This is a genomic window from Pseudomonas sp. HLT2-19-2, from assembly GCF_054898005.1.
In genome coordinates, this window is record NZ_CM142712.1 from 839,785 (window position 1) to 865,169 (window position 25,385).

Consider the following 25,385-nt stretch of genomic DNA (forward strand, 5'->3'; position numbering starts at 1 on the left):
AATTGCCGTCTATCCTTGGGGGTCTGACGGCCACAAGCCATCTGTTTACCTATTTTTTATATTGAATCCTTAAAGGAGTGCGGCACATGTCAAAAGGGCATTCGCTACAAGACCCTTACTTGAATACTTTACGTAAAGAGAAAGTGGGGGTTTCCATCTACCTGGTCAACGGGATCAAACTGCAAGGTACGATCGAGTCTTTCGACCAGTTCGTTATCCTGCTGAAAAACACCGTCAGCCAGATGGTTTACAAACACGCTATCTCTACAGTGGTGCCGGTTCGTCCAATTCGTCTGCCTAGCGCAACCGAATCCGAAGCAGGTGACGCTGAGCCAGGTAACGCCTGATAGGAGCCTCCTTTGTTCTTTGAGCGCCACGGTGGTGGTGAGCGGGCAATTCTCGTTCATTTGGATGGTCAGGACCCTGAGGCGCGCGAAGATCCGCAGGAGTTTCAGGAGTTGGCAATTTCGGCTGGTGCCGAGACCGTCGCGTTTCTCAACGTGCCGCGTCATCGGCCAACCGCCAAATACCTGATTGGCAGCGGCAAGGTCGAAGAGTTACGTGACCTGGTCAAAGCCGAGCAGGTAGATCTGGTGATTTTCAATCACATCCTCACGCCCAGTCAGGAACGTAACCTCGAACGTGTTTTCGAGTGTCGCGTGATCGACCGCACGGGTCTGATTCTCGATATCTTCGCCCAACGCGCCCGCACCCATGAAGGCAAGCTCCAGGTCGAACTGGCCCAGCTTGAGCACATGAGTACGCGGCTGGTTCGTGGCTGGACTCACCTTGAGCGGCAGAAGGGCGGTATCGGTCTTCGCGGTCCGGGTGAAACCCAGCTGGAAACCGACCGGCGCCTGTTGCGGGTTCGCCTGCGGCAGATCAAGGGGCGTCTGGAAAAGGTTCGCAGCCAGCGCGAGCAGTCTCGTCGCGGGCGCAAACGGGCTGACATTCCGACGGTTTCGCTGGTGGGTTACACCAACGCCGGCAAATCGACGCTGTTCAACTCGGTGACCGACTCCGACGTCTTCGCGGCTGACCAACTCTTCGCCACCCTCGACCCGACCCTGCGCCGACTCGAGCTCGATGACCTCGGGCCGATCGTGCTGGCCGACACCGTGGGTTTCATTCGCCACCTGCCGCACAAACTGGTCGAGGCATTTCGGGCTACGCTCGAGGAGTCGAGCAACTCTGACCTGCTGTTGCACGTGATCGACGCCCATGAACCGGAGCGTATGGCCCAGATTGAACAGGTCATGGTGGTGCTCGGGGAGATCGGGGCTCAAGACTTGCCGATCCTTGAGGTATACAACAAACTCGATTTGCTCGAGGGTGTAGAGCCGCAGATCCAGCGCGATGCCGATGGCAAGCCGCTGCGGGTCTGGTTGTCGGCCAAGGACGGTACAGGTCTGGATCTGCTCAAGCAGGCGGTGGCCGAGCTGCTCGGGGATGATTTGTTTGTTGGCACCTTGCGTTTGCCGCAACGTTTTGCTCGACTGCGTGCGCAGTTTTTCGAACTCGGTGCGGTACAGAAAGAAGAACACGACGAAGAAGGCATCTGCCTGCTGGCCGTTCGTTTGCCACGGATCGAGTTGAATCGACTGGTGAGCCGCGAAGGATTGCAGCCGATGGATTTCATCGAGCAACACACTTTGCAATAAAAGCCTGAGAAAGCGGTTGTGCCGCGGTGACAGGCATTCTGTAGCATTGGTCGGCGCGCCGTGGGTGCGTCTTTGCTTTATCAGATGGAGAGCGCTATGGCTTGGAATGAGCCGGGTGGCAACTCGAATAATCAGGATCCTTGGGGTGGCAAGCGCCGCAATAACGGCGACCGCAAGGGACCACCGGATCTCGACGAGGCCTTCCGAAAGCTGCAGGAAAGCCTGAATGGGTTGTTCGGTGGTGGTAAAAAACGCGGCGATGACGGCGGTGGTTCGGGCAGGAGTGGCGGCTTCGGCGGTCTGCTCGGCATCGGCCTGGTCGTGTTGGCGGCCGTATGGCTCTACAGCGCGGTCTATGTTGTCGACGAGCAGGAGCAAGCCGTGGTGCTGCGCTTCGGCAAGTACTACGAAACCGTCGGCCCGGGCCTGAACATCTATTTCCCGCCGCTTGATCGCAAGTACCTGGAAAACGTCACGCGTGAGCGTGCCTATACCAAGCAGGGTCAAATGCTGACTGAAGACGAGAACATCGTCGAAGTGCCGCTGACCGTGCAGTACAAGATCAGCAATCTGCAGGACTTCGTGCTGAGCGTCGACCAGCCGGAAATCAGCCTGCAGCACGCGACCGAAAGTGCCTTGCGCCATGTGGTGGGTTCCACCGCGATGGATCAGGTCCTGACCGAAGGTCGTGAATTGATGGCCAGCGAAATCAAGGAGCGTCTGCAACGCTTCATGGATACCTATCGCACCGGTATCACCGTCACTCAGGTCAACGTACAGAGCGCAGCGGCACCGCGTGAAGTGCAGGAAGCCTTCGATGACGTGATCCGCGCCCGTGAAGACGAGCAGCGTTCGCGCAACCAGGCTGAAACCTATGCCAACGGCGTCGTGCCGGAAGCTCGTGGTCAGGCCCAGCGCATCATCGAAGATGCCAATGGTTACCGTGACGAAACCGTCTCGCGCGCCAAGGGTGAGGCCGATCGCTTCACCAAGCTGGTCGCCGAATACCGCAAGGCACCCGAAGTCACCCGCGAGCGTCTGTACCTGGACACCATGCAGGAAGTCTTCAGCAATACCAGCAAGGTTCTCGTAACCGGCAACAAGAATGGCCAGAGCAATCTGCTCTACTTGCCGCTGGACAAAATGGTCGAGAGTGGCCGTAGCACCGGCACTTCTGTGACCGGCGCGGCAGCCACCAGCAATGAAGCGAGCGCGCGTGCGGCAGCCGATCCGCAGCAACAGCCAGCACGTACCAGGGAGAGTCGCTGATGAGCAATAAATCGCTGATCACCCTTATTGTCGTCGTCGTCGTGGCGATCGCAGCCTGGAACTGCTTCTACATCGTGGCTCAGACCGAGCGTGCGGTGCTGCTGCAATTTGGTCGTGTGGTTCAGGCCGATGTTCAGCCGGGCCTGCATGTGAAAGTGCCTTACGTTAACCAGGTGCGCAAATTCGACGCACGCCTGATGACGCTGGATGCACCGACGCAACGCTTCCTGACGCTGGAAAAGAAAGCCGTGATGGTCGATGCCTACGCCAAGTGGCGCGTGAAAGATGCCGAGCGCTTCTACACCGCGACGTCCGGCCTCAAGCAGATTGCTGACGAGCGTCTTTCCCGTCGTCTGGAATCGGGCCTGCGTGACCAGTTCGGTAAGCGCACGCTGCACGAAGTGGTTTCCGGTGAGCGCGATGCGCTGATGACCGATATCACCGCATCGCTGAACAAGATGGCGGAGAAAGAGCTGGGCATTGAAGTTGTCGATGTTCGGGTCAAGGCCATCGATCTGCCGAAAGAAGTGAACCGCAGCGTGTTCGAGCGCATGAGTTCCGAGCGTGAGCGTGAAGCTCGCGAGCATCGCGCCAAGGGTAACGAGCTGTCAGAAGGCATTCGTGCCGATGCCGATCGTCAACGCCGTGTGTTGCTGGCTGAAGCCTATCGTGAATCCGAAGAGGTTCGCGGTGACGGTGATGCCCAGGCTGCTGCGATCTACTCCAAGGCCTACGGCCAGGATCAGGAGTTCTACGGTTTCTATCGTAGCCTGCGTGCCTACCGTGAAAGCTTCGCGAACAAATCCGACGTCATGGTCCTGGACCCAAGCAGCGACTTCTTCCGTTACCTGGAAAAAGCCAAGCCTTGATACGACGTTGACCTGAATCATCCCCCGCCTGGCGGCTAAAACCTCGGGCGGGGTGATCCTTTGGGAAAACGTGTGTATGATGCGGCAGCCGGGAAATTCCCGGCTTTTTTGCGTCTGCACGTTTGATTGCGGTTTTTATTGCAAGACATCGAGTTGAATGACTCGACAGGTTTTTCGAGGAAAGTGGTTGGCGAAGCCGATTTCAGGCTTTTCGCCCCGTTGTTCATGCGCGTGGTTTGTGCGCATGAGCCGATCATTTTCTGCTTCACTCAAGGCTCGCCCAAAGGCTTGCCGCCCGGATCATAGGGGAATGGCGTAATGGCAACGGTAGACCGCTGGCTGCTGCCAGATGGCATCGAAGAAGTACTGCCACCAGAGGCGGCGCGTATCGAAGTAGCGCGCCGTCAGGTGTTGGATCTGTTCCAGAGCTGGGGTTACGAGTTTGTCGTGACTCCCCATATCGAGTACCTGGAGTCCCTGCTGACCGGCGCTGGCCAGGACCTCGATCTGCGTACCTTCAAGGTCATCGACCCGCAGTCGGGCCGGCAGATGGGTTTCCGTGCCGACATCACGCCGCAAGTGGCGCGCATCGATGCGCATACCTTGCGTCGCGAAGGTCCGAGTCGCCTGTGCTATGCCGGTAGCGTGCTGCACGCTCAGCCGCGCGCCTTGTCGTCCTCGCGCAGCCCGATCCAGTTGGGCGCCGAGTTGTACGGCGATGCCAGCCCGAGCAGCGACGTGGAGGTGATCAGCCTGATGCTGGCTATGCTGCAACTGGCCGATGTACCGGATGTGCACATGGACCTCGGTCATGTCGGCATCTACCGCGGCCTGGCTCGTGCCGCCGGTTTGTCTGGTGAAGTTGAACAACAGTTGTTCGATGCGTTGCAACGTAAAGCCATCGACGAGGTCATTACTTTGACCGAAGGCTTGCCTGCCGATCTGTCGGGCATGTTGCGGGCGTTGGTCGACCTGTGTGGCGGCCGTGAAGTATTGAGCGCTGCCCGCGAGCGTCTGGCGAATGCGCCGGCGCCAGTTCTGGCAGCTCTGGACGACCTGCTGGCGATTGCCGAGCGTCTGTCCACGCGTTTCCCAGAGTTACCGCTGTATTTCGACCTGGGCGAGTTGCGCGGCTACCACTACCACACCGGTGTGGTGTTCGCGGTGTTCGTGCCAGGTGTTGGCCAGTCCATTGCTCAGGGCGGTCGTTACGACGACATCGGCGCCGACTTCGGTCGCGCTCGTCCGGCAACCGGCTTCTCTACCGATTTGAAAACCCTGGTGACCCTGGGGCGTGCTGAGATCGAGTTACCGTCTGGCGGTATCTGGATGCCGGACAGTACGGATGCGGCACTCTGGCAGCAGGTTTGCCAGTTGCGCAGTGAGGGTCAGCGTGTCGTTCAGGCATTGCCTGGGCAACCTTTGGCCGCCGCCCGTGAAGCGGACTGCGACCGGCAATTGATTCAGCAGAACGGGCTTTGGCAAGTATCGCCACTGGCTTCTTGAGTTTTCCTGCCGGCCGCGGCCGGCACCAAGTTTGCGCGAATGAGGACAAGTGTTATGGGTAAGAATGTCGTAGTCCTGGGCACCCAATGGGGTGATGAGGGCAAAGGCAAGATCGTTGATCTGCTGACCGAACATGCTGCCGCCGTAGTGCGCTACCAAGGTGGTCACAACGCTGGTCACACCCTGGTGATCGACGGCGAAAAAACCGTCTTGCACCTGATCCCGTCGGGCGTGCTGCGCGCAGGCGTGCAGTGCCTGATCGGCAACGGCGTGGTGGTTGCACCCGACGCTCTGCTGCGGGAAATCATCAAGCTGGAAGAGAAAGGCGTACCGGTGCGTGAGCGCCTGCGTATCAGCCCTTCCTGCCCGCTGATCCTGTCCTATCACGTAGCGCTGGACCAGGCTCGTGAAAAGGCCCGTGGCGAGCTGAAGATCGGTACGACCGGTCGCGGCATCGGCCCGGCTTACGAAGACAAGGTTGCACGTCGCGGTCTGCGCATCGGTGACCTGTTCCACCGTGAGCGCTTCGCCGCCAAGCTGGGCGAGTTGCTGGATTACCACAACTTCGTACTGGTCAATTACTACAAAGAACCCGCAATCGACTTCCAGAAGACGCTCGACGAGTGCATGGAATACGCCGAGCTGCTCAAGCCGATGATGCTCGACGTCACCGCTGAGCTGCACGAGCTGCGTCGTGCTGGCAAAGACATCATGTTCGAAGGCGCCCAAGGCTCCCTGCTGGACATTGACCACGGTACCTACCCGTACGTCACCAGTTCCAACACCACTGCAGGCGGCATCGCCACCGGTTCGGGTTTTGGTCCGATGTACCTGGATTACATCCTCGGTATCACCAAGGCCTACACCACTCGCGTGGGTTCGGGTCCATTCCCGACTGAGCTGTTCGATGACGTGGGTGCTTTCCTGGCCAAGCGTGGCCACGAGTTCGGCGCTACCACTGGCCGTGCCCGTCGTTGCGGCTGGTTCGATGCCGTCATCTTGCGTCGCGCTATCGACGTCAACAGCATCTCGGGCCTGTGCCTGACCAAGCTGGACGTGCTGGACGGTCTGGAAACCATCAACATCTGTGTTGGCTACAAGAACCAGGATGGTGCAGTGATCGACGCACCGACTGATGCCGACAGCTACATCGGCCTGGAGCCGGTGTACGAAGAGATGCCAGGCTGGACCGAATCCACCGTCGGTGCCAAGACGCTGGAAGAGCTGCCGCAAGCTGCTCGCAACTACATCAAACGCGTCGAAGAGTTGGTCGGTGCACCGATTGACATTATTTCGACGGGCCCGGACCGCAACGAAACCATCGTTCTGCGTCACCCGTTCGCTTAATAAGTCGTTGATGTAAAACACAAAGGCCCCTTGATTGGGGCCTTTGTCGTTTAGGTCTTTCGGACGGCACGACCCTTGCTGTGATTATCGCTTCTTGATGAGCCATCAATTTAATGGCGTCAAAGCAGAGGGATTTCCTGTGTCGGCCGTTCTCTCACTGTTACAAAGCCGTCTATTGCGGCCCGTGTTCGTTACCCTTGGTATCGCGCTTTTGGTGCAGGTGCTGGTGGCTGTTGCCCTGACTCGGAGCACAGTGACCGCACTCGAAGCCGATTTGGGTGTGCGCCTGGGTGCCGACAGTCAAAAACTCTCTGGCGAGCTTGAGCAGGCAGGGCGTGAAGTCACGTCGAGCCTGGATAACCTCTCCACCAGTACTCGTCAACGCCTTACGGCCGGTTTGTCCTCGCGATTGAAGGACGAGCAGGCACAACTGCGTGCCACGCTGGAAAAGGATCTGAAGGACTCCGCTAATGATATGGCGCAGCTTCTGGCCTCGGTCGCACCCCGCGCCATGTGGGACAGCGACGTTCCAACCCTGTCCGAATTTGCCCGCCGGGCCCAGCGTAATCCCAACGTGTTGTTCGTGGTCTACGACGACGCCACGGGGCAACATCTGACGCGCTATCTAAACCGCGAGAACCCGATCAACAAAGCGCTTCTGGAAAAAGGGCAGGGCGAGCGTGCCCTGGACAAGGTGCTGGATGCGGCGAAGAACGATCCGTCGGTCTATTACCTCGAAGCCTCGATCAATCCTAACGGCGTAGAAATCGGCAAGGTCTTGATGGGCGTCTCCACCGCCTCGGTGGAAACCGATCTGGCGGCCCTGGACAAACGCTTCTCGGCGCTGATCGCCAGCAGTGATCAACTGGTCGGCGACAGCCTCAAGGGCGCGGCGGCTGACAGCGCCACGGCGATGCGTGCGCGTTTGACGTCTGCTCAGTCCACGGCCTCTGAAATGAAAGACAACACCACCAGCACTGTGCAGGAAGCCGCGGCGACCCTGCGCTGGCGCATCGGCATGGGCCTGGCGGTCGTGGGTTTCGGCGTGTTGCTGTTGCTGGCCGTGGTGCTTGGCCGTCGAGTGGTCAACCGCTTGAAGATGCTCATCGCTGCCATGGACGACCTGGCGGCGGGCGAAAGCGACCTGACCAAGCGCGTGCAGATCAACAGCAAGGACGAAATCGGCGACATGGCCTCGGCGGTCAATCGCTTTGTGGATAAGTTGCAGCCGATCGTGCGCGAAGCGGGCGATGTCGCCAAGCGTACCGGTGTGGAAATCGGTGCCATGACCTTGCGCAACGCCGGGGCCGATGCGGCAGCGGGCATGCAGCGTGATGAAGTGGCCGAGAGCTTGCGCGCCTTGTCGCAAATGGCTGACGAAGCCCAGTCTGAAAGCCACGCCATGCAGGCGGCTTTGAAGCAGGTGGTCGATATTCGTCAGGCCACCGATGAGAACACTCGCACATCAGCGAAAGTCGGCAGCCTGATCGAAGCGTTGGCCGGGCAGGTCGATACCGGTGCGAAAGTCATCGAGCGGCTGGCGCAGCAAAGTGAGCAAATTGAAGTGGTGCTGACGGTGATCCATGGGATCGCCGAGCAAACCAACCTGCTGGCGCTGAACGCGGCCATTGAAGCGGCACGAGCTGGCGAAACCGGCCGCGGGTTTGCCGTGGTAGCAGACGAGGTGCGAGCACTGGCGAGCAAGACACAGAGCTCCACCGGCGACATTCAGGCGCACATCGTTGCCTTGCAGCAAGGCGCGCGTGAGGCAGTGGCGGCGATCGGTCAGGCCGGGCGTCAGGCCAACGAAGGTTTGCTGGTACTGCGTGACAGTGCGCGGTTGCAGCAATCAGTGCAGGCGTCGGTCGAGCAAGTGCATGCCGCGATTGGTTTGGCAACGCAGGCCGCGGCGCATCAGGCACAAGGCGCACAGGCGGTGCGTGGTCGGGTTGAGACCATTCATGCGCAGGCTGAGCAAGCGGCTCAAGCGGTGGTGGCAACCACGGCCAGCGGTAAGGTACTTGATGGGTTGGCGGCGCAGTTGAAGGCCAGCCTGGGGCAGTTCAGGGCTTAGGATTTGTATTGGTTGGATCCGACGTCATCGCGAGCAGGCTCGCGATGACGATCTCAACGGCTCAAATACATCCGGGTCGTTAACAGGTACACAGGCACCCCCGACACCAAAATCAACAGCGCCGCATAAGGCGCCGCCGCCGCAAACTCCACATTCGCGGTATGCGCCCAGACTTCCGTTGCCAGCGTATTGAGCCCGGTCGGACTCAGCAACAACGTCGCTGTCAGCTCCTTCATCGCATCCAGAAACACCAGCGCAAACGCTGCACCGAGTGCTGGAAAGATGATCGGCAACGTCACCCGGCAAAACGCACTGAATGACGATGCCCCCAGGGTGCGTGCCGCCTCTTCCAGTTGCGGCGCAGCCTTGTTCAGTGCCGTGCGAATCGGCGCCTGAGCCAGCGGCAGGAACAGCAGCGCATAAGCGATCAGCAACAACGCCGAGGTCTGATACAGCGCTGGCACATAGTGCAGGGCGAAATACACCAGCGTCAGTGCGATCACCAGTCCAGGCAGTGCATGCAACAAATACGGCAGGCGCTCGGCCCAGATTGCCAGTTGACCCTTATAGCGCACCACCAACAGCCCAACCGGCACAGCCAGCACCAGACACAGTGCTGCACCACCGAGGGAGAGTGCCAGTGACGACAACAGCGCTTCGCTGATCGCCGCCACGGGGAATGCGGCTGAGGAACCTACGGCTAGCCAGTACACCAACATGCCCAGCGGAATGCCGCTGCCGATGATCGCCAGTGCCAGACAATAAACCTGCCCAACCACCGACCACGGTCCCAGGCGAACCTGCTCCGCACGCCGCGCCGCGCCTTGACCGGTGCGCACATGCCGGCCCTTGCCGCGCACTCGCAGCTCAAGCCAAAGCAGCACCAGGCACAGCGCCAGCAATACGGCCGAAAGCATGGCTGCGTTGGCGTTACTGAATTCGAGCTCGAACTGTTGATAGATCGCGGTTGTGAAGGTCTGCAGGCCGATGATCGACAGTGCGCCGAACTCCACCAGCATGTGCAGGGCGATCAGCAGCGAACCGGCCAGCAACGAAGGCCAGAGCAGCGGCAGGGTGATCCTGAAGAACACGCCCCAGCGGTTCTGCCCAAGGGTTCGTGCGGACTCCTCGAGAGAGGGATCTAGATTGCGCAGGGTTGCCGCGACCGGCAGAAATATCAGCGGGTACTTGGACAGGGTCATCACCAGGATTGCCCCACTGAGCCCTTCGAAGTGCGCACTCAGCGACACCCAGGTAAAGCTGCTGACAAATGCCGGGACCGCGAACGGCAAGCACAGAATGACGCCCCACAAGCGTCGCCCCGGCAGATTGCTACGTTCCAGCAGCCACGCCAGCGACAGGCCGATCACGCCGCAGGCCAGCGTCACACCGACCATCAGTGCCAAGGTATTGCGCAGCAGCCCCAACACATAAGGCCGCCACAGCAGGTGCAGTGCCTCGGCCCAGCCGGCCTGCCAGGTTTTGAGCCCGACATACATCAGCGGCAAGAGGCTGAGCACTACCAGCAGTAAAACCGGGAGCAACAACCAGATCGACGGCCGTTTGCGCCGTGGCACGTAACCCCCGCGCGAGGCGGGGGCGGATAACGAAGCGCTCATCAGTTCAAGCCAACGTCACGTTCCAGGTCCAGGGCTTCTTCGGCATTGCCAAGATCGGCTGGCGTGACCTTCGGTGCCTCAAGTTCGCTGAACGGCTTGAGTCCGCGATCCGATTCCATGCCTTTGTGCAAAGGGTACTCGGCGGTGGTCTGGGTGATCACGCGCTGACCTTCTTCGCTGGCCATGTAGGCGAGGAATTGTTGGGCTTCTTTTGGATGCTTGCTGGATTTCAGCGCGGCCGCACTGGAAACGGTGATCAGCCCGCCGACGTCGCCGCCGGTGAAGTAATGCAGTTTCGAATCGAGCTGGCCTTTCTCACGCTGCAAAGCGAACCAGTAGTAGTTGTTCACCAGTACGGTGGCGACTTCGCCGTTTTCCACCGCCTTCAGCGCAACCATGTTGTTGCTGTAAGTCTTGCCGAATGCGCGCAGGCCGGTCAGCCATTCTTCCGCAGCGTCCATGCCATGCACTTTGATGATTGCCACGGCCTGTTCCTGGAAGGCGCCGCTGGTAGGCACGAAGCCGACCTTGCCTTGCCATTTCGGATCAGAGAACTCCATCACCGACTTCGGTAAATCCTTCTCGTCAATCAGCTTGGGGTTGTAGGCGACGACGCGGACTCGCGCGGTGATGCCGATCCAGGTGCCATTGCCAGCGACATAGTCTTTCGGCAGAACGGCGAGGGTGGCGACATCGGTCTGGGCCAGCAGGTCTTGTTCGCCGAGTTTGTTCAGTGGGGGCGACTCTTCGGTATAAATCACGTCGGCGGGCGAGCGATCACCTTCTTCGACGACCTGGCTGGCGAGCTGGTTGCTGCTGCCTTTACGCACATTGACGTGAATGCCGGTCTTGGCTTCGAAGGCTTTGGCAATTGCGTCGCCGACTTCCTTGTGTTGGCCGTTATAGAGTGTCAGGGAAACGGCATCGGCGGCCTGGGTGAGGGGAGTAGCGAGTGCCAGGCCGAGCAGGGTGAAGGTCAGGCCGCGGCGCAGGGTATTTCGAAACATCATTCGCAGGGTTCCTCACTGTCGCATTGCAAAATCTTGCAACAATGATAAACGATATTGCTTCTCAAGTGCGCCTTGCGGGGCGGAGAAGGGTTTGCTAGAACGTTCAGGACTTACTTTTCAAACCCCGGAAACGCAAAAACCCGCTTTCGCGGGTTTCTGTGAAATTCAAGATCGTGATCTTGAATTTGAATTGGTGCCCAGAAGAAGACTCGAACTTCCACGACCTTGCGGTCACCAGCACCTGAAGCTGGCGTGTCTACCAATTTCACCATCTGGGCATCATCGCAAGCGTTGCCGCTGTTGATGTGGCGCACTATACGGAGAGCTTTTTAATCTGTAAACCCCTGATTTAGTATTAATAAATCAGAAGCTTGTAATGCAAAAAACCCGCTTTCGCGGGTTTTTGTGTGAGCCTTGAAATTGATCTAATCTCAAGCTCGAAATTGGTGCCCAGAAGAAGACTCGAACTTCCACGACCTTGCGGTCACCAGCACCTGAAGCTGGCGTGTCTACCAATTTCACCATCTGGGCAGTATCGGCAACGTCTCCGTCGTCGATGGCGCGCACTATACGGAGCGTCTTTTTAACTGTAAACCCCTGACATCAAAAAAACCTGGAAAATTTTACCAGTGGCATTCAAATCAGCTTTGCAGTATCGATAAAGGGCTTTAGATGGGCTGTCATAGCTTGAAATTTCCCGTTTCATTACGCCTATGCCAAACTAACCCGCATATAGACAAGGTGAAAACTCTCTAATGGCCGATTGGCAGTCCCTCGATCCCGAGGCCGCTCGTGAAGCGGAAAAATATGAAAACCCTATTCCTAGCCGCGAACTGATCCTTCAGCACCTTGCTGATCGGGGTTCACCTGCTAACCGCGAGCAGCTGGTCGAAGAGTTTGGTCTGACCACAGAAGACCAGCTCGAAGCCCTGCGTCGCCGTCTGCGCGCCATGGAGCGCGACGCTCAACTCATCTATACCCGTCGCGGCACCTATGCGCCGGTGGACAAGCTCGACCTGATCCTGGGCCGCATCAGCGGTCACCGTGACGGCTTTGGCTTCCTGGTCCCGGACGACGGCAGTGACGACCTGTTCATGAGCCCGGCGCAAATGCGCCTGGTGTTCGATGGTGATCGTGCCCTGGCCCGTGTTTCCGGCCTCGACCGTCGCGGTCGCCGCGAAGGCATGATCGTCGAAGTGGTATCCCGTGCCCACGAGACAATCGTCGGCCGCTACTTCGAAGAGGGCGGTATTGGTTTCGTCGTCGCGGACAATCCGAAGATCCAGCAAGAAGTGCTGGTCACCCCGGGTCGTAACGCCAGCGCCAAAATCGGTCAGTTCGTCGAAGTGAAGATTACTCACTGGCCGACGCCACGCTTCCAGCCGCAAGGCGACGTGGTCGAAGTCGTGGGCAACTACATGGCGCCGGGCATGGAAATCGATGTCGCCCTGCGCACCTACGATATTCCTCACGTCTGGCCTGAGGCTGTGCTGAAAGAAGCCGCCAAGCTCAAGCCTGAAGTCGAAGAGAAAGACAAAGAGAAGCGCATCGACCTGCGCCATCTGCCGTTCGTAACCATCGACGGCGAAGATGCTCGCGATTTCGATGACGCGGTCTACTGCGAAGCCAAACCGGGCAAGCTGCGCCTGTTCTCCGGCGGCTGGAAGTTGTACGTGGCCATTGCCGACGTCTCCAGCTACGTGAAAATCGGTTCGGCGCTAGACAATGAATCTCAGGTTCGCGGCAACTCTGTGTACTTCCCTGAGCGCGTGGTGCCGATGCTGCCTGAACAGCTGTCCAACGGCCTGTGCTCGCTGAACCCGCATGTCGATCGCCTGGCCATGGTTTGCGAGATGACCATCTCCAAATCCGGCGAGATGACCGACTACTGCTTCTACGAAGCGGTGATTCACTCCCACGCTCGCCTGACCTACAACAAGGTCAGCGCCATGCTGGAGACGCCGAAAGTCACCGAAGCGCGTCAGCTTCGTGGCGAATACAACGACGTTCTGCCGCACCTCAAGCAGCTTTACGCGCTGTACAAGGTGTTGCTGGCGGCCCGTCACGTGCGTGGTGCGATCGATTTCGAAACTCAGGAAACCCGGATTATCTTCGGGACCGAGCGCAAGATTGCCGAGATCCGTCCGACCGTTCGTAACGACGCTCACAAGCTGATCGAGGAATGCATGCTGGCGGCCAACGTGGCCACCGCTGAATTCCTGAAAAAGCACGAAATCCCTGCGCTGTATCGCGTCCACGATGGCCCGCCACCGGAGCGTCTGGAAAAACTGCGCGCTTTCCTTGGCGAGCTCGGCCTGTCCCTGCACAAGGGCAAGGACGGGCCGTCGCCGAAGGATTACCAGGCATTGCTGGCCAGCATCAAGGACCGTCCGGATTTCCACCTGATCCAGACCGTTATGCTGCGTTCGTTGAGCCAGGCGGTGTACAGCGCCGATAACCAGGGCCACTTTGGTCTGAATTACGAAGCGTATACCCACTTCACCTCGCCGATTCGCCGCTACCCGGACTTGCTCACGCACCGTGCGATTCGCAGCGTCATCCATTCGAAAATGGACACCCCGCACGTTCGCCGTGCCGGCGCGATGACCATTCCGAAGGCGCGCATCTATCCGTACGACGAAGCGATTCTGGAGCAGCTCGGTGAGCAGTGCTCGATGAGCGAGCGCCGTGCCGACGAAGCAACCCGCGACGTTGTGAACTGGCTCAAGTGCGAGTTCATGAAGGATCGCGTGGGCGAGTCGTTCCCGGGCGTGATCACCGCCGTGACCGGTTTTGGACTGTTCGTCGAGCTTACAGACATTTATGTCGAAGGCCTGGTGCACGTCACCGCGCTGCCGGGCGATTACTACCACTTCGATCCTGTACATCATCGCCTGGCCGGTGAGCGTACCGGTCGCAGCTTCCGCCTTGGCGATACCGTTGAGGTGCGCGTGATGCGCGTCGACCTCGACGAACGAAAGATCGACTTCGAGATGGCTGAAAAGACCATCAGCGCGCCGATCGGTCGCAAGAAGCGTGGGACTGAAGCGACTGCACCTGCTACCCCTTCTACAAAAACAGCTGCAGAACCGGCCCCGGCTAAAACCGGTCGTCGTCCTGCCAAGGAAAAGGCTGCCGAAGCCTATCGCCCGAGCGATGCCGCGGCGAAAAATGCCGAGCTGCGCAAAAGTCGCGAAATGAAGCAGGCATTGCTGTCTGAAGCGAAAACCGGCGGTAAAGCGGCGTCTGGGGGAAAGACCGGACGGTCGGCGCCTGACAAGGCTCCCGGCGGCAAGCCAGCCAAACCGAGCAAACACCGTAAAGGCCCGCCAAAAGCGGGTTCCGCTCCTGCTGCCAAAAGTGGCGGGGCGCGTAAACCTAAGGCCAAGTCATGAGTCAGTTGGAAAAGATCTACGGCGTGCACGCAGTAGAAGCGTTGCTGCGTCACCACCCGAAACGCGTCAAGCAGATCTGGCTGGCTGAAGGCCGCAGCGATCCGCGGGTCCAGACGCTGATCGAGCTGGCAAACGAAAATCGCGTAGCCGTCGGCAACGCCGAGCGTCGCGAGCTGGATGCGTGGGTCGACGGCGTGCACCAGGGCGTGGTCGCGGAGGTGAGTCCGAGCCAGGTCTGGGGCGAAGCAATGCTCGACGAGCTGCTCGATCGCACCGAAGGCGCGCCACTGCTGCTGGTGCTCGACGGCGTGACCGACCCGCACAATCTCGGTGCCTGCCTGCGTTCTGCCGATGCGGCGGGCGCACTGGCGGTGATCGTTCCGAAGGACAAGTCAGCCACGCTGACCCCGACGGTACGGAAAGTTGCCTGTGGTGCGGCGGAAGTGATTCCGTTGGTCGCCGTGACCAACCTGGCGCGCACCCTGGAAAAACTCAAGCAGCGTGGCTTGTGGGTCGTCGGTACGGCGGGCGAGGCTGAGCAGAGTCTGTATCAGCAAGACATGACCGGCCCGACCATCCTGATCATGGGTGCTGAAGGCAGCGGCATGCGTCGCCTGACTCGCGATCTGTGCGACTACCTGGTGCACCTGCCGATGACCGGCAGCGTCAGCAGTCTCAACGTCTCCGTGGCGACCGGCGTCTGCTTGTTCGAGGCTCAGCGCCAACGCAGCGTTAAAGCTGCCGGCCCCGCCAAAAAGTCCTGATCCTGCTCAATAGATCATTCCCACGCTCCGCGTGGGAATGCATCCATCGACGCTCCGCGTCATCCAATTGTTGATTGTTCAAATAATCACCAATTGCCTTGCGCCTCTTCTGTCCCTTCTCTACAATTGCGCCCCTTGCTGTGACGGCAGGCACGCATGTGTCTATCGCAAGCAAGTCCATAAGTGTCATTCACTCCTTGTCTGACCGCTTTTTAGCGGCAGGCTACAACCCGTAAGGAGCATTCATGCGTCATTACGAAATCATCTTTTTGGTCCACCCGGATCAAAGCGAGCAAGTCGGCGGCATGGTAGAGCGTTACACCAAGCTGATCGAAGAAGACGGCGGCAAAATCCACCGTCTGGAAGATTGGGGCCGTCGTCAACTGGCCTACGCAATCAACAATGTTCACAAGGCTCACTACGTGATGCTGAACGTTGAGTGCACTGGCAAGGCCTTGGCCGAGCTGGAAGACAACTTCCGCTACAACGATGCAGTGATCCGTAACCTGGTCATCCGTCGCGAAGAAGCCGTTACTGGCCAATCCGAGATGCTCAAGGCTGAAGAAAACCGCAGTGAGCGCCGTGAGCGTCGCGACCGTCCTGAGCACGAAGGCGCTGAAAGCGCTGATAGTGATGACAGCGACAACAGCGATAACGCTGACGAGTAATCCACGGACCTTTTAAGGAGCCTATCAAATGGCACGTTTCTTCCGTCGTCGTAAATTCTGCCGCTTCACCGCTGAAGACGTGAAAGAGATCGATTACAAAGATCTCAACACTCTGAAAGCTTATGTATCCGAGACCGGCAAAATCGTTCCAAGCCGCATCACCGGTACCAAAGCACGTTATCAGCGTCAGCTGGCCACCGCTATCAAGCGCGCCCGCTTCCTGGCCCTGCTGGCCTACACCGACAGCCACGGCCGCTGAGATCGGGCAGTCGACACGTAGCAAAGGATTGAATGCATGCGAGCCATAGCTGAGTTCATCATGCGCGGCCGTATGCAGGCCACTCTGGTAGTGGCTGGATGCGCGGCATTGCCGTTGTTGTATTGGTTGGGTGCTGCCGCTGGATGCTTTGTGCTCCTGCGGCGCGGATTGAAGGACGCCTCGAGCGTTCTTGCTCTGGGACTGCTGCCGGCATTGATCTGGTGGCTTTACGCCGATGACCCACGCTCACTTCTGGTGTTGCTGGGGTCTTGGAGCCTTGCGTTGGTTTTGCGCGCAAGTGAGTCCTGGAACCGCGTGCTGCTGGTCAGCATAGCGATGGGAGTGGTGTTTGCAGTGGTGCTGGGGACAGTTTTTGCTCCCCAAATCGAGATGCTGGCGCAGGCTTTGATAAAAGTCATGCCGTCGCTACTCGGTGATGTCTACCAGAAGTTGTCGGTAGACGAGCAAGCGCATTTTGCGTCCCTGATTGCACCGGTCCTGACCGGCCTGATTGCGGCCTTGTTGCAAATCGTCAGTGTGCTGAGCCTGCTTGTCGGGCGCTACTGGCAGGCGTTGTTGTACAACCCGGGTGGTTTTGGTCGCGAGTTTCGCGCCATCCGATTCCCGCTTCTACCAGCGATGTTGCTGCTGGCGTGCATGCTTCTGGGGCCGAACATCGGTCCACAGATGGCCATGTTGACGCCGTTGTGCAGTGTGCCGCTGGTGTTCGCCGGGCTGGCCCTGATTCACGGGCTGGTGGCGCAAAAGCGACTGGCCAGATTCTGGCTGGTGGGGTTGTACGTGACGCTGTTGCTGTTCATGCAGCTGATCTATCCGTTGCTGGTGGTCTTGGCCATCGTCGACAGCCTGATTGATTTTCGCGGTCGTTCGGCGCCGAAAGACGCCGATAGCGCGAACGGTGAAGGTTAAAAGTTAAGAGGATTTTCACATGCAACTGATCCTTCTGGAAAAAGTCACCAATCTGGGCAACCTGGGTGACAAAGTGAACGTTAAGGCTGGTTACGGTCGTAACTACCTGCTGCCTTACGGCAAAGCTACCGCTGCGACCGCTGCCAACCTGGCTGCGTTCGAAGAGCGTCGCGCTGAGCTGGAAAAAGCCGCAGCAGACCGCAAAACTTCGGCTGAAAGCCGTGCCGCCCAACTGGCTGAGCTGGAAGTGACTATCACTGCCACTGCTGGTGACGAAGGCAAGCTGTTCGGTTCGATCGGTACTCACGACATCGCTGATGCACTGACCGCCTCTGGCGTTGAAGTCGCAAAAAGCGAAGTTCGTCTGCCGAACGGCACCATCCGCAACGTAGGCGAATTCGACGTAGCCGTGCACCTGCACGCCGAAGTTGAAGCCACCGTACGCGTTGTCGTGGTAGCAGCTTAAGCAGCACTTGTCGGCTGGCACCCTCGGGTGCTTGCCGGTAACATCGGGCACGATCCTGTTTACAGGTCGTGCCCTTTGTCTTTCTGAAATCCCTGCTTTTCTTAAATAAACCAAGTGGCCATGAACGATATCTCCGCTCCCGAGCAATACGATCTGCAAACCGCTTCCCTGAAGGTGCCGCCGCATTCCATCGAGGCCGAACAGGCCGTGCTCGGTGGTCTGATGCTGGACAACAACGCCTGGGAACGCGTGCTCGATCAAGTCTCCGACGGCGATTTCTATCGGCATGACCACCGTCTGATCTTCCGCGCGATCGCCAAGCTCGCCGACCAGAACTCGCCGATCGACGTCGTGACCCTTGCCGAGCAATTGGACAAGGAAGGTCAGACCTCGCAGGTCGGCGGCCTTGGTTACCTTGGTGAGCTGGCGAAAAACACGCCGTCCGTCGCCAACATCAAGGCTTATGCGCAGATCGTTCGCGCACGAGCAACGTTGCGGCAGTTGATCGGCATCGCCACCGAAATCGCCGACAGCGCCTTCAACCCGGAAGGCCGCTCGGCTGAAGAAATTCTCGACGAAGCCGAACGCCAGATATTCCAGATCGCCGAGGCCCGGCCAAAAACCGGCGGCCCGGTGAGCGTGAATGACCTGTTGACCAAGGCCATCGACCGGATCGATACACTGTTCAACACTGACAACGCGATTACGGGCCTCTCCACCGGTTATACCGATCTCGACGGCATGACCAGCGGCTTGCAGCCGTCCGACCTGATCATCGTCGCCGGCCGTCCATCCATGGGTAAAACCACCTTTGCGATGAACCTGGTGGAAAACGCCGTGTTACGCAGCGACAAGTGTGTACTGGTCTACTCGCTCGAAATGCCAGGCGAATCGCTGATCATGCGTATGCTGTCGTCCCTTGGCCGGATCGATCAGACCAAAGTTCGTGCCGGTCGCCTCGACGACGACGATTGGCCGCGCCTGACCTCGGCAGTCAACTTGCTCAACGATCGCAAGCTGTTCATCGACGATACGGCTGGTATCAGCCCCTCGGAAATGCGAGCGCGGACTCGGCGTCTGGTGCGTGAGCACGGCGATGTCGGCCTGATCATGATCGACTACCTGCAATTGATGCAGATCCCGGGTTCGAGCGGCGACAACCGGACCAACGAGATTTCTGAAATCTCCCGTTCCTTGAAGTCCCTGGCCAAGGAATTCAACTGCCCGGTGGTGGCGCTGTCCCAGCTCAACCGCTCCCTGGAGCAACGTCCGAACAAACGCCCGATCAACTCCGACTTGCGAGAATCCGGAGCGATCGAGCAGGATGCTGACGTGATCATGTTCGTGTACCGGGACGAGGTTTACCACCCGGAAACCGAGCACAAAGGCATCGCCGAGATCATCATCGGCAAGCAGCGGAACGGCCCGATCGGTACGTCACGACTGGCGTTTATCGGTAAGTACACCCGCTTCGAAAACCTGGCGCCGGGCAGCTATAACTTCGACGACGAGTAAGTTGCCGAGAGTCGCAGTTTCCGACCATAGCCGTCGGAATTGGTTGTTTTTTGTGCTATATTCCGCGCCCGCGATTTTTCATCTCAACACCGGTCATCGTCATGCAAACAGCCAAGCCGTTATTTGACTATCCCAAGTACTGGGCCGAATGTTTCGGTCCAGCGCCATTCCTGCCGATGAGCAGGGAGGAGATGGATAAGCTTGGCTGGGATTCCTGCGACATCATCATCGTCACCGGTGATGCGTACGTTGACCATCCGTCGTTTGGCATGGCGATTATCGGCCGGCTGCTGGAGTCGCAAGGCTTTCGCGTCGGGATCATCGCTCAGCCAAACTGGCAGTCCAAAGACGACTTTATGAAGCTTGGTGAGCCGAATCTGTTCTTCGGCGTCGCGGCCGGCAACATGGACTCGATGATCAACCGTTACACCGCCGACAAAAAAATCCGTTCCGATGACGCCTACACCCCCGGTGGCCTGGCGGGCAAACGTCCGGACCGCGCGAGCCTGGTTTACAGCCAGCGCTGCAAGGAAGCCTACAAGAACGTGCCGATCGTTCTTGGCGGCATCGAAGCTTCCCTGCGCCGTATCGCCCACTACGATTACTGGCAGGACAGGGTGCGCAACTCGATCCTGATCGACGCCTGCGCCGACATCCTGCTCTACGGCAACGCCGAGCGGGCGATCGTCGAAGTCGCCCAGCGCCTGTCCTACGGTCACAAGATCGAAGACATCACCGACGTGCGCGGTACCGCGTTCATCCGTCGCGATACGCCGAAAGACTGGTACGAGGTCGATTCCACGCGCATCGACCGTCCGGGCAAGATCGACAAGATCATCAACCCGTACGTGAACACCCAGGACACTGCGGCTTGCACCATCGAGCAGGAAAAAGGTCCGGTTGAAGACCCGAGCGAAGCCAAAGTCGTGCAGATCCTGGCCAGCCCACGGATGACCCGCGACAAGACCGTAATTCGTCTGCCGTCGGTTGAGAAAGTCCGTGGCGACGCGGTGCTTTATGCTCACGCCAACCGCGTGCTTCACCTGGAAACCAACCCGGGCAACGCCCGTGCATTGGTTCAGAAGCACGGCGAAGTCGATGTATGGTTCAACCCGCCTCCGATTCCGATGACCACCGAAGAAATGGACTACGTGTTCGGCATGCCCTATGCGCGCATTCCGCACCCGGCGTACGGCAAGGAAAAGATCCCTGCCTACGACATGATCCGCTTCTCGGTGAACATCATGCGTGGCTGCTTCGGCGGCTGCACCTTCTGCTCGATCACCGAGCACGAAGGCCGGATCATCCAGAACCGTTCCGAAGAGTCGATCATTCGCGAAATCGAAGAGATCCGCGACAAGGTTCCAGGCTTTACCGGCGTCATTTCCGACCTCGGCGGTCCGACCGCGAACATGTACCGCATCGCGTGCAAGACCCCGGAAATCGAATCCGCGTGCCGCAAGCCTTCGTGCGTATTCCCCGGCATTTGCCCGAACCTGAACACCGACCACTCGTCGCTGATCCAGCTGTATCGCAGCGCTCGTGCCCTGCCGGGTGTGAAGAAGATTTTGATCGCGTCTGGCCTGCGCTACGACCTCGCGGTCGAGTCGCCGGAATACGTCAAAGAGCTGGTGACCCACCACGTTGGTGGTTACCTGAAGATCGCCCCGGAACATACCGAGGAAGGTCCGCTCAACCAGATGATGAAGCCGGGCATTGGCAGCTATGACAAGTTCAAGCGCATGTTCGAGAAGTACTCCAAGGAAGCCGGGAAAGAGCAGTACCTGATTCCGTACTTCATCGCCGCGCACCCGGGCACCACCGACGAAGACATGATGAACCTGGCCTTGTGGCTCAAGGGCAACGGCTTCCGTGCCGACCAGGTGCAGGCGTTCTACCCGTCGCCGATGGCCACCGCCACCGCGATGTACCACTCGGGCAAAAACCCGCTGCGTAAGGTCACTTACAAGAGCGACGCCGTGACCATCGTTAAGAGCGAAGAGCAGCGTCGTCTGCACAAAGCGTTCTTGCGTTATCACGACCCGAAAGGCTGGCCGATGCTGCGTGAAGCGCTGACCCGCATGGGTCGCGCCGACCTGATCGGGCCGGGCAAGAACCAGTTGATCCCATTGCATCAACCGGCCACCGACAGCTACCAGAGCGCCCGTCGCAAGAACTCGACACCGGCTGGCAGCCATAAAGTGGCAGGCGAGAAGACCACCAAGATACTGACCCAGCATACCGGTCTGCCACCGCGTGCCAGCGATGGCGCTAACCCGTGGGACAAACGTGAACAGGCCAAGGCGGCGGCGTTCGCCCGCAACCAGCAAGCCGCCAAGGACCGCAAGGACGCGGCCAAAGGCAAAGGACCGAAACCTGCGCGTAAGCCGGTTGTACCGCGCTAAACGCTGACCGCTGATAACAGAACGCCAACCTTCGGGTTGGCGTTTTTGCTTTGTGGGCTTGATGGATTTGGTTGTGTCAGGAGGGTCCACCCCCTCACCCCAACCCTCTCCCCCCGGGAGAGGGCTAGGGTGAGGGCTCCGCAACATTTCCGTGCAACTCCTCCCAACCAGTTTCGCGCATCGCCCGATTTTGGTGCTGTACTGCCTCAAGCAACAGGAGAAAGCGCCAGCGCTGCGCGATGGCATAAGTCTTGCGCGCTTTCCAATACGCTTAAGGCTCGCAGGAGGCACGCCGTGTCGATCCATGTCGCATTGCACCACGTCACGCATTACCGCTACGACCGCGCCGTCGAGCTCGGTCCGCAGATCGTTCGTCTGCGCCCGGCGGCCCACAGTCGCACGCGGATACTTTCCTACGCGCTGAAAGTCTCTCCCGAGCAGCACTTCATCAACTGGCAGCAGGATCCCCAGGGCAATTACCTGGCGCGGTTGGTGTTCCCGGAGAAAACCGATGAGCTGCGAATCGAAGTCGACCTACTGGCGGAGATGGCGGTCTTCAATCCTTTTGACTTCTTCCTTGAGCCCTACGCGGAAAAGATCCCTTTCGCCTACGCCGTGGATGAGCGCAAAGAGCTGGCGCCGTACCTGGAAACCTTGCCCCTGACGCCAAAGTTCAAGGCTTACCTGGACGGTATCGACCGCACCCCTCTGCCCAGCGTCGATTTCCTCGTCGCGCTCAATCAGCGCCTGAGCGAAGACATCGGCTACCTGATCCGCATGGAGCCAGGTGTGCAAACCCCCGAACACACCTTGGAACATGCCTCCGGTTCTTGCCGCGACTCCGCGTGGTTGCTGGTGCAACTGCTGCGCAACCTCGGTCTGGCGGCGCGTTTTGTCTCCGGTTACCTGATCCAGCTCACCGCGGATGTCAAAAGCCTCGACGGCCCGTCGGGCACCGACGTGGACTTCACCGACCTGCACGCCTGGTGCGAGGTCTATTTGCCCGGGGCTGGCTGGATCGGCCTGGACGCGACGTCAGGGCTGTTTGCTGGTGAAGGACACATTCCGTTGGCCTGTAGCCCCGATCCGGGCTCTGCGGCACCGATCAGTGGCTTGGTTGAACCGTGCGAGTGCGAATTCACCCACGAAATGTCGGTGGAGCGGATTTGGGAAGCGCCGCGAGTCACCAAGCCCTACACCGAAGATCAATGGCTGGCGATCCAGGCGCTGGGCCGGCAGATTGATGTCGACCTGCTGGAAGGCGACGTGCGCCTGACCATGGGCGGCGAACCGACCTTCGTATCCATCGATGATCCGGACGGCGACGAATGGAACACTGCGGCACTTGGGCCGGACAAGCGGCGTCTGTCCGCCGAATTGTTCCAGCGCATGCGTAAGCACTACGCGCCAAAGGGACTGGTGCATTTCGGTCAGGGCAAGTGGTACCCCGGCGAGCAATTGCCGCGCTGGTCACTGAACTGTTATTGGCGCCGCGACGATGTGCCGATCTGGCACAACAGCGCGCTGATTGCCGATGAGCAGCAAGACTACGGGGCCAATGGCGAGTTGGCCGGGCGTTTTCTGGCGAGTGTCGCCGAGCGCCTGAAAATCCCCACACGGTTTGTATTTCCGGCCTACGAAGACAACTTCTATTACCTCTGGCGCGAAGGCACGTTGCCACAAAACGTCAGCGCCGAAGACTCACGTCTTAAAGAGCCTTTGGAGCGTGCGCGCCTGAGCAAAGTCTTCAGCCAGGGCCTGGACAAGGTCATCGGTCAGGTCCTGCCGCTGGCGCGCACCGCCAAGGGTGATCAATGGCAGAGTGGTCGGTGGTATCTGCGCGACGAACACTGCCGACTGGTACCGGGGGACTCGTCGCTGGGCTACCGCTTGCCGCTCGGCTCGCAGCCTTGGGTGAAAGCGGCGGATTACCCGTTTATTCATCCTGTGGACCCGAATCAGGATTTCCCCGCACTGCCCGACACTGCGCAACTTCAGAGCCAAGGCGAGCCTGCGGTTGCTGATGAACGCACGCCAAAAATCGACGAATCCGCCGACTGGCTGACCCGCACGGCGTTCTGCGCGCAAGCACGCGAAGGGCGGTTGTACCTGTTCATGCCGCCGCTGGAGCGGGTCGAGGATTACCTGGAACTGGTCAGCGCCATCGAAGCCACCGCCGAGGAGTTGCATTGCCCTGTGTTGCTGGAAGGCTATGAGCCGCCGAGCGATCCGCGCCTGAGCAACTTCCGCATCACGCCCGATCCGGGTGTGATCGAGGTCAACGTTCAGCCGTCTGCCACGTGGGATGAACTGGTCGAGCGCACCGAATTTCTTTACGAAGAAGCGCGCCAGACCCGACTGACCACCGAGAAATTCATGATCGATGGCCGGCATACCGGCACTGGCGGCGGTAATCATTTCGTACTGGGAGGCGCGACCCCGGCTGACTCACCGTTTCTGCGCCGTCCGGATTTGCTGCGCAGCCTGATCAGCTACTGGCATAACCACCCGTCCTTGTCCTACCTGTTTTCGGGATTATTCATCGGCCCGACGTCTCAGGCACCACGGGTCGACGAAGCACGCAACGATGCGTTGTACGAGTTGGAAATTGCCTTCGCCCAGATGCCAGAATCGGGCGAGGAGTGCGCGCCATGGCTGGTCGACCGGTTGCTGCGCAACTTGCTGATCGACGTGACCGGCAACACCCATCGTGCCGAGTTTTGCATCGACAAACTGTATTCACCGGACGGCGCTACCGATCGCCTTGGTTTGCTCGAATTGCGCGCGTTTGAAATGCCGCCCCATGCGCGCATGAGCCTGGCTCAGCAATTGTTGCTGCGGGCGCTGGTGGCTCGGTTTTGGCGTGAGCCCTATGCACCGCCGAAGTTGGCGCGCTGGGGTACCGAATTGCACGACCGGTTCTTGTTGCCGCACTTTATCGAACAGGATTTTGCCGACGTTATCGTCGACCTTAATGCCGCCGGTTATCCGGTGCGGGCCGAGTGGTTTGCGGCGCATCTGGAGTTTCGTTTCCCCAAGGTCGGCGATTACACGGTCAGTGGCATAGAACTGCAATTGCGCCAGGCGCTGGAGCCTTGGCATGTGCTAGGAGAGGAGGGCGCGGTTGGCGGCACGGTACGTTACGTGGATTCGTCGCTTGAACGCTTGCAGGTCAAACTCACTGGCCTGTCTCCACAGCGTTACGTGCTGACCTGCAATGGCATCCCGGTGCCCTTGCAACCCACCGGGCGGGTTGGCGAATTTGTGGCTGGCGTACGATTTCGGGCCTGGCAACCGGCTAACTGCCTGCAACCGACCATCCCGGTCCATGCGCCGCTGGTGTTCGACCTGCTCGACACCTGGATGCAGCGCTCGCTGGGTGGTTGTCAGTACCACGTTGCCCATCCGGGGGGGCGCAACTACGACAGCTTGCCGGTGAATGCCAATGAGGCAGAGAGCCGCCGAATGGCGCGTTTCTTCCGCATCGGACATACGCCGGGGAAACTTCCTATACCCAATATGGAAATTAACGACGAGCTACCGATGACTCTCGATTTACGACGTTTCTAAACCGTACGCGACGCTCGGATTTTTCGTATGTCCGGGCGTCATGAGCCTGCGTTAGTCT

General features: G+C 59.2%; 18 protein-coding genes and 2 tRNA genes. 16 read left to right on the top strand and 4 right to left on the bottom strand.

Annotation, left to right across the window (positions count from 1 at the left end; genetic code table 11):
- Window positions 1-86: 86 nt before the first annotated feature.
- The 7 genes from hfq (at window position 87) to ACYZTU_RS03930 (ending at window position 8,726) form a co-directional block, all read left to right on the top strand.
- Complete coding sequence (gene hfq / locus ACYZTU_RS03900; RefSeq protein ID WP_007902656.1) at window positions 87-347, top strand: RNA chaperone Hfq; 261 nt, start codon at window positions 87-89, stop codon at window positions 345-347.
- A 12-nt stretch (window positions 348-359) separates the two neighbouring features.
- Entirely contained in the window at window positions 360-1,661 is a 1,302-nt protein-coding gene (hflX, locus tag ACYZTU_RS03905; RefSeq protein WP_282376694.1) for a ribosome rescue GTPase HflX, read from the top strand.
- 96 nt (window positions 1,662-1,757) lie between these two features.
- Window positions 1,758-2,930, top strand: a complete 1,173-nt coding sequence (gene hflK, locus ACYZTU_RS03910) for an FtsH protease activity modulator HflK (RefSeq protein WP_461968163.1) — start codon at window positions 1,758-1,760, stop codon at window positions 2,928-2,930.
- A complete protein-coding gene (gene hflC, locus ACYZTU_RS03915) occupies window positions 2,930-3,799 on the top strand; it encodes a protease modulator HflC (RefSeq protein WP_309675164.1) in 870 nt (289 codons plus the stop codon). Before hflK ends, hflC begins: the two co-directional genes overlap by 1 nt.
- A gap of 318 nt (window positions 3,800-4,117) precedes the next feature.
- Complete coding sequence (locus ACYZTU_RS03920; protein WP_007939588.1) at window positions 4,118-5,305, top strand: ATP phosphoribosyltransferase regulatory subunit; 1,188 nt, start codon at window positions 4,118-4,120, stop codon at window positions 5,303-5,305.
- A gap of 54 nt (window positions 5,306-5,359) precedes the next feature.
- Window positions 5,360-6,652 (top strand): adenylosuccinate synthase, encoded by a 1,293-nt coding sequence (locus ACYZTU_RS03925; RefSeq protein ID WP_149630033.1) that lies wholly within the window; start codon window positions 5,360-5,362, stop codon window positions 6,650-6,652.
- Between the two features lie 139 nt (window positions 6,653-6,791).
- Window positions 6,792-8,726, top strand: coding sequence for a methyl-accepting chemotaxis protein (locus ACYZTU_RS03930; RefSeq protein WP_461968165.1), 1,935 nt, complete (start codon window positions 6,792-6,794; stop codon window positions 8,724-8,726).
- 53 nt (window positions 8,727-8,779) lie between these two features.
- Here ACYZTU_RS03930 and ACYZTU_RS03935 read toward each other — a convergent pair whose 3' ends face one another.
- The 4 genes from ACYZTU_RS03935 to ACYZTU_RS03950 form a co-directional block, all read right to left on the bottom strand.
- Window positions 8,780-10,345, bottom strand: a complete 1,566-nt coding sequence (locus ACYZTU_RS03935; RefSeq protein ID WP_461968167.1) for an ABC transporter permease — start codon at window positions 10,343-10,345, stop codon at window positions 8,780-8,782.
- The gene (locus ACYZTU_RS03940; protein WP_461968169.1) at window positions 10,345-11,355 is read right to left on the bottom strand and encodes an extracellular solute-binding protein; all 1,011 of its coding nucleotides are present in this window, start codon (window positions 11,353-11,355) and stop codon (window positions 10,345-10,347) included. The genes ACYZTU_RS03935 and ACYZTU_RS03940 overlap by 1 nt, the downstream gene beginning before the upstream one ends.
- 191 nt (window positions 11,356-11,546) lie before the next feature.
- Window positions 11,547-11,633, bottom strand: a tRNA-Leu gene (locus ACYZTU_RS03945).
- A gap of 166 nt (window positions 11,634-11,799) precedes the next feature.
- Window positions 11,800-11,886: transfer RNA gene (locus ACYZTU_RS03950), tRNA-Leu, on the bottom strand.
- Between the two features lie 224 nt (window positions 11,887-12,110).
- Here ACYZTU_RS03950 and rnr point away from each other — a divergent pair.
- From rnr to ACYZTU_RS03995, 9 genes are all read left to right on the top strand, one after another.
- A complete protein-coding gene (rnr, locus tag ACYZTU_RS03955; RefSeq protein WP_461968171.1) occupies window positions 12,111-14,750 on the top strand; it encodes a ribonuclease R in 2,640 nt (879 codons plus the stop codon).
- A complete protein-coding gene (gene rlmB / locus ACYZTU_RS03960; protein WP_461968173.1) occupies window positions 14,747-15,514 on the top strand; it encodes a 23S rRNA (guanosine(2251)-2'-O)-methyltransferase RlmB in 768 nt (255 codons plus the stop codon). Before rnr ends, rlmB begins: the two co-directional genes overlap by 4 nt.
- Window positions 15,515-15,759: 245 nt before the next feature.
- On the top strand, window positions 15,760-16,182 hold the full coding sequence (gene rpsF / locus ACYZTU_RS03965; RefSeq protein ID WP_003217491.1) for a 30S ribosomal protein S6: 423 nt from the start codon (window positions 15,760-15,762) through the stop codon (window positions 16,180-16,182).
- 28 nt (window positions 16,183-16,210) lie between these two features.
- Window positions 16,211-16,441 carry a 30S ribosomal protein S18 gene (gene rpsR, locus ACYZTU_RS03970; RefSeq protein ID WP_002551829.1) on the top strand — a complete coding sequence of 77 codons (231 nt, stop codon included), beginning with the start codon at window positions 16,211-16,213 and terminating at the stop codon, window positions 16,439-16,441.
- 36 nt (window positions 16,442-16,477) lie between these two features.
- Window positions 16,478-17,371, top strand: a complete 894-nt coding sequence (locus ACYZTU_RS03975; RefSeq protein WP_461968175.1) for a hypothetical protein — start codon at window positions 16,478-16,480, stop codon at window positions 17,369-17,371.
- A 19-nt stretch (window positions 17,372-17,390) separates the two neighbouring features.
- Entirely contained in the window at window positions 17,391-17,837 is a 447-nt protein-coding gene (gene rplI / locus ACYZTU_RS03980; protein WP_003197251.1) for a 50S ribosomal protein L9, read from the top strand.
- Window positions 17,838-17,957: 120 nt separating this feature from the next.
- Window positions 17,958-19,352 (top strand): replicative DNA helicase, encoded by a 1,395-nt coding sequence (gene dnaB, locus ACYZTU_RS03985; protein WP_461968176.1) that lies wholly within the window; start codon window positions 17,958-17,960, stop codon window positions 19,350-19,352.
- A 101-nt stretch (window positions 19,353-19,453) separates the two neighbouring features.
- Window positions 19,454-21,757 (top strand): YgiQ family radical SAM protein, encoded by a 2,304-nt coding sequence (locus ACYZTU_RS03990; RefSeq protein WP_461968178.1) that lies wholly within the window; start codon window positions 19,454-19,456, stop codon window positions 21,755-21,757.
- A 294-nt stretch (window positions 21,758-22,051) separates the two neighbouring features.
- Entirely contained in the window at window positions 22,052-25,327 is a 3,276-nt protein-coding gene (locus ACYZTU_RS03995) for a transglutaminase family protein (RefSeq protein WP_461968180.1), read from the top strand.
- The last annotated feature ends 58 nt before the right edge of the window (window positions 25,328-25,385 follow it).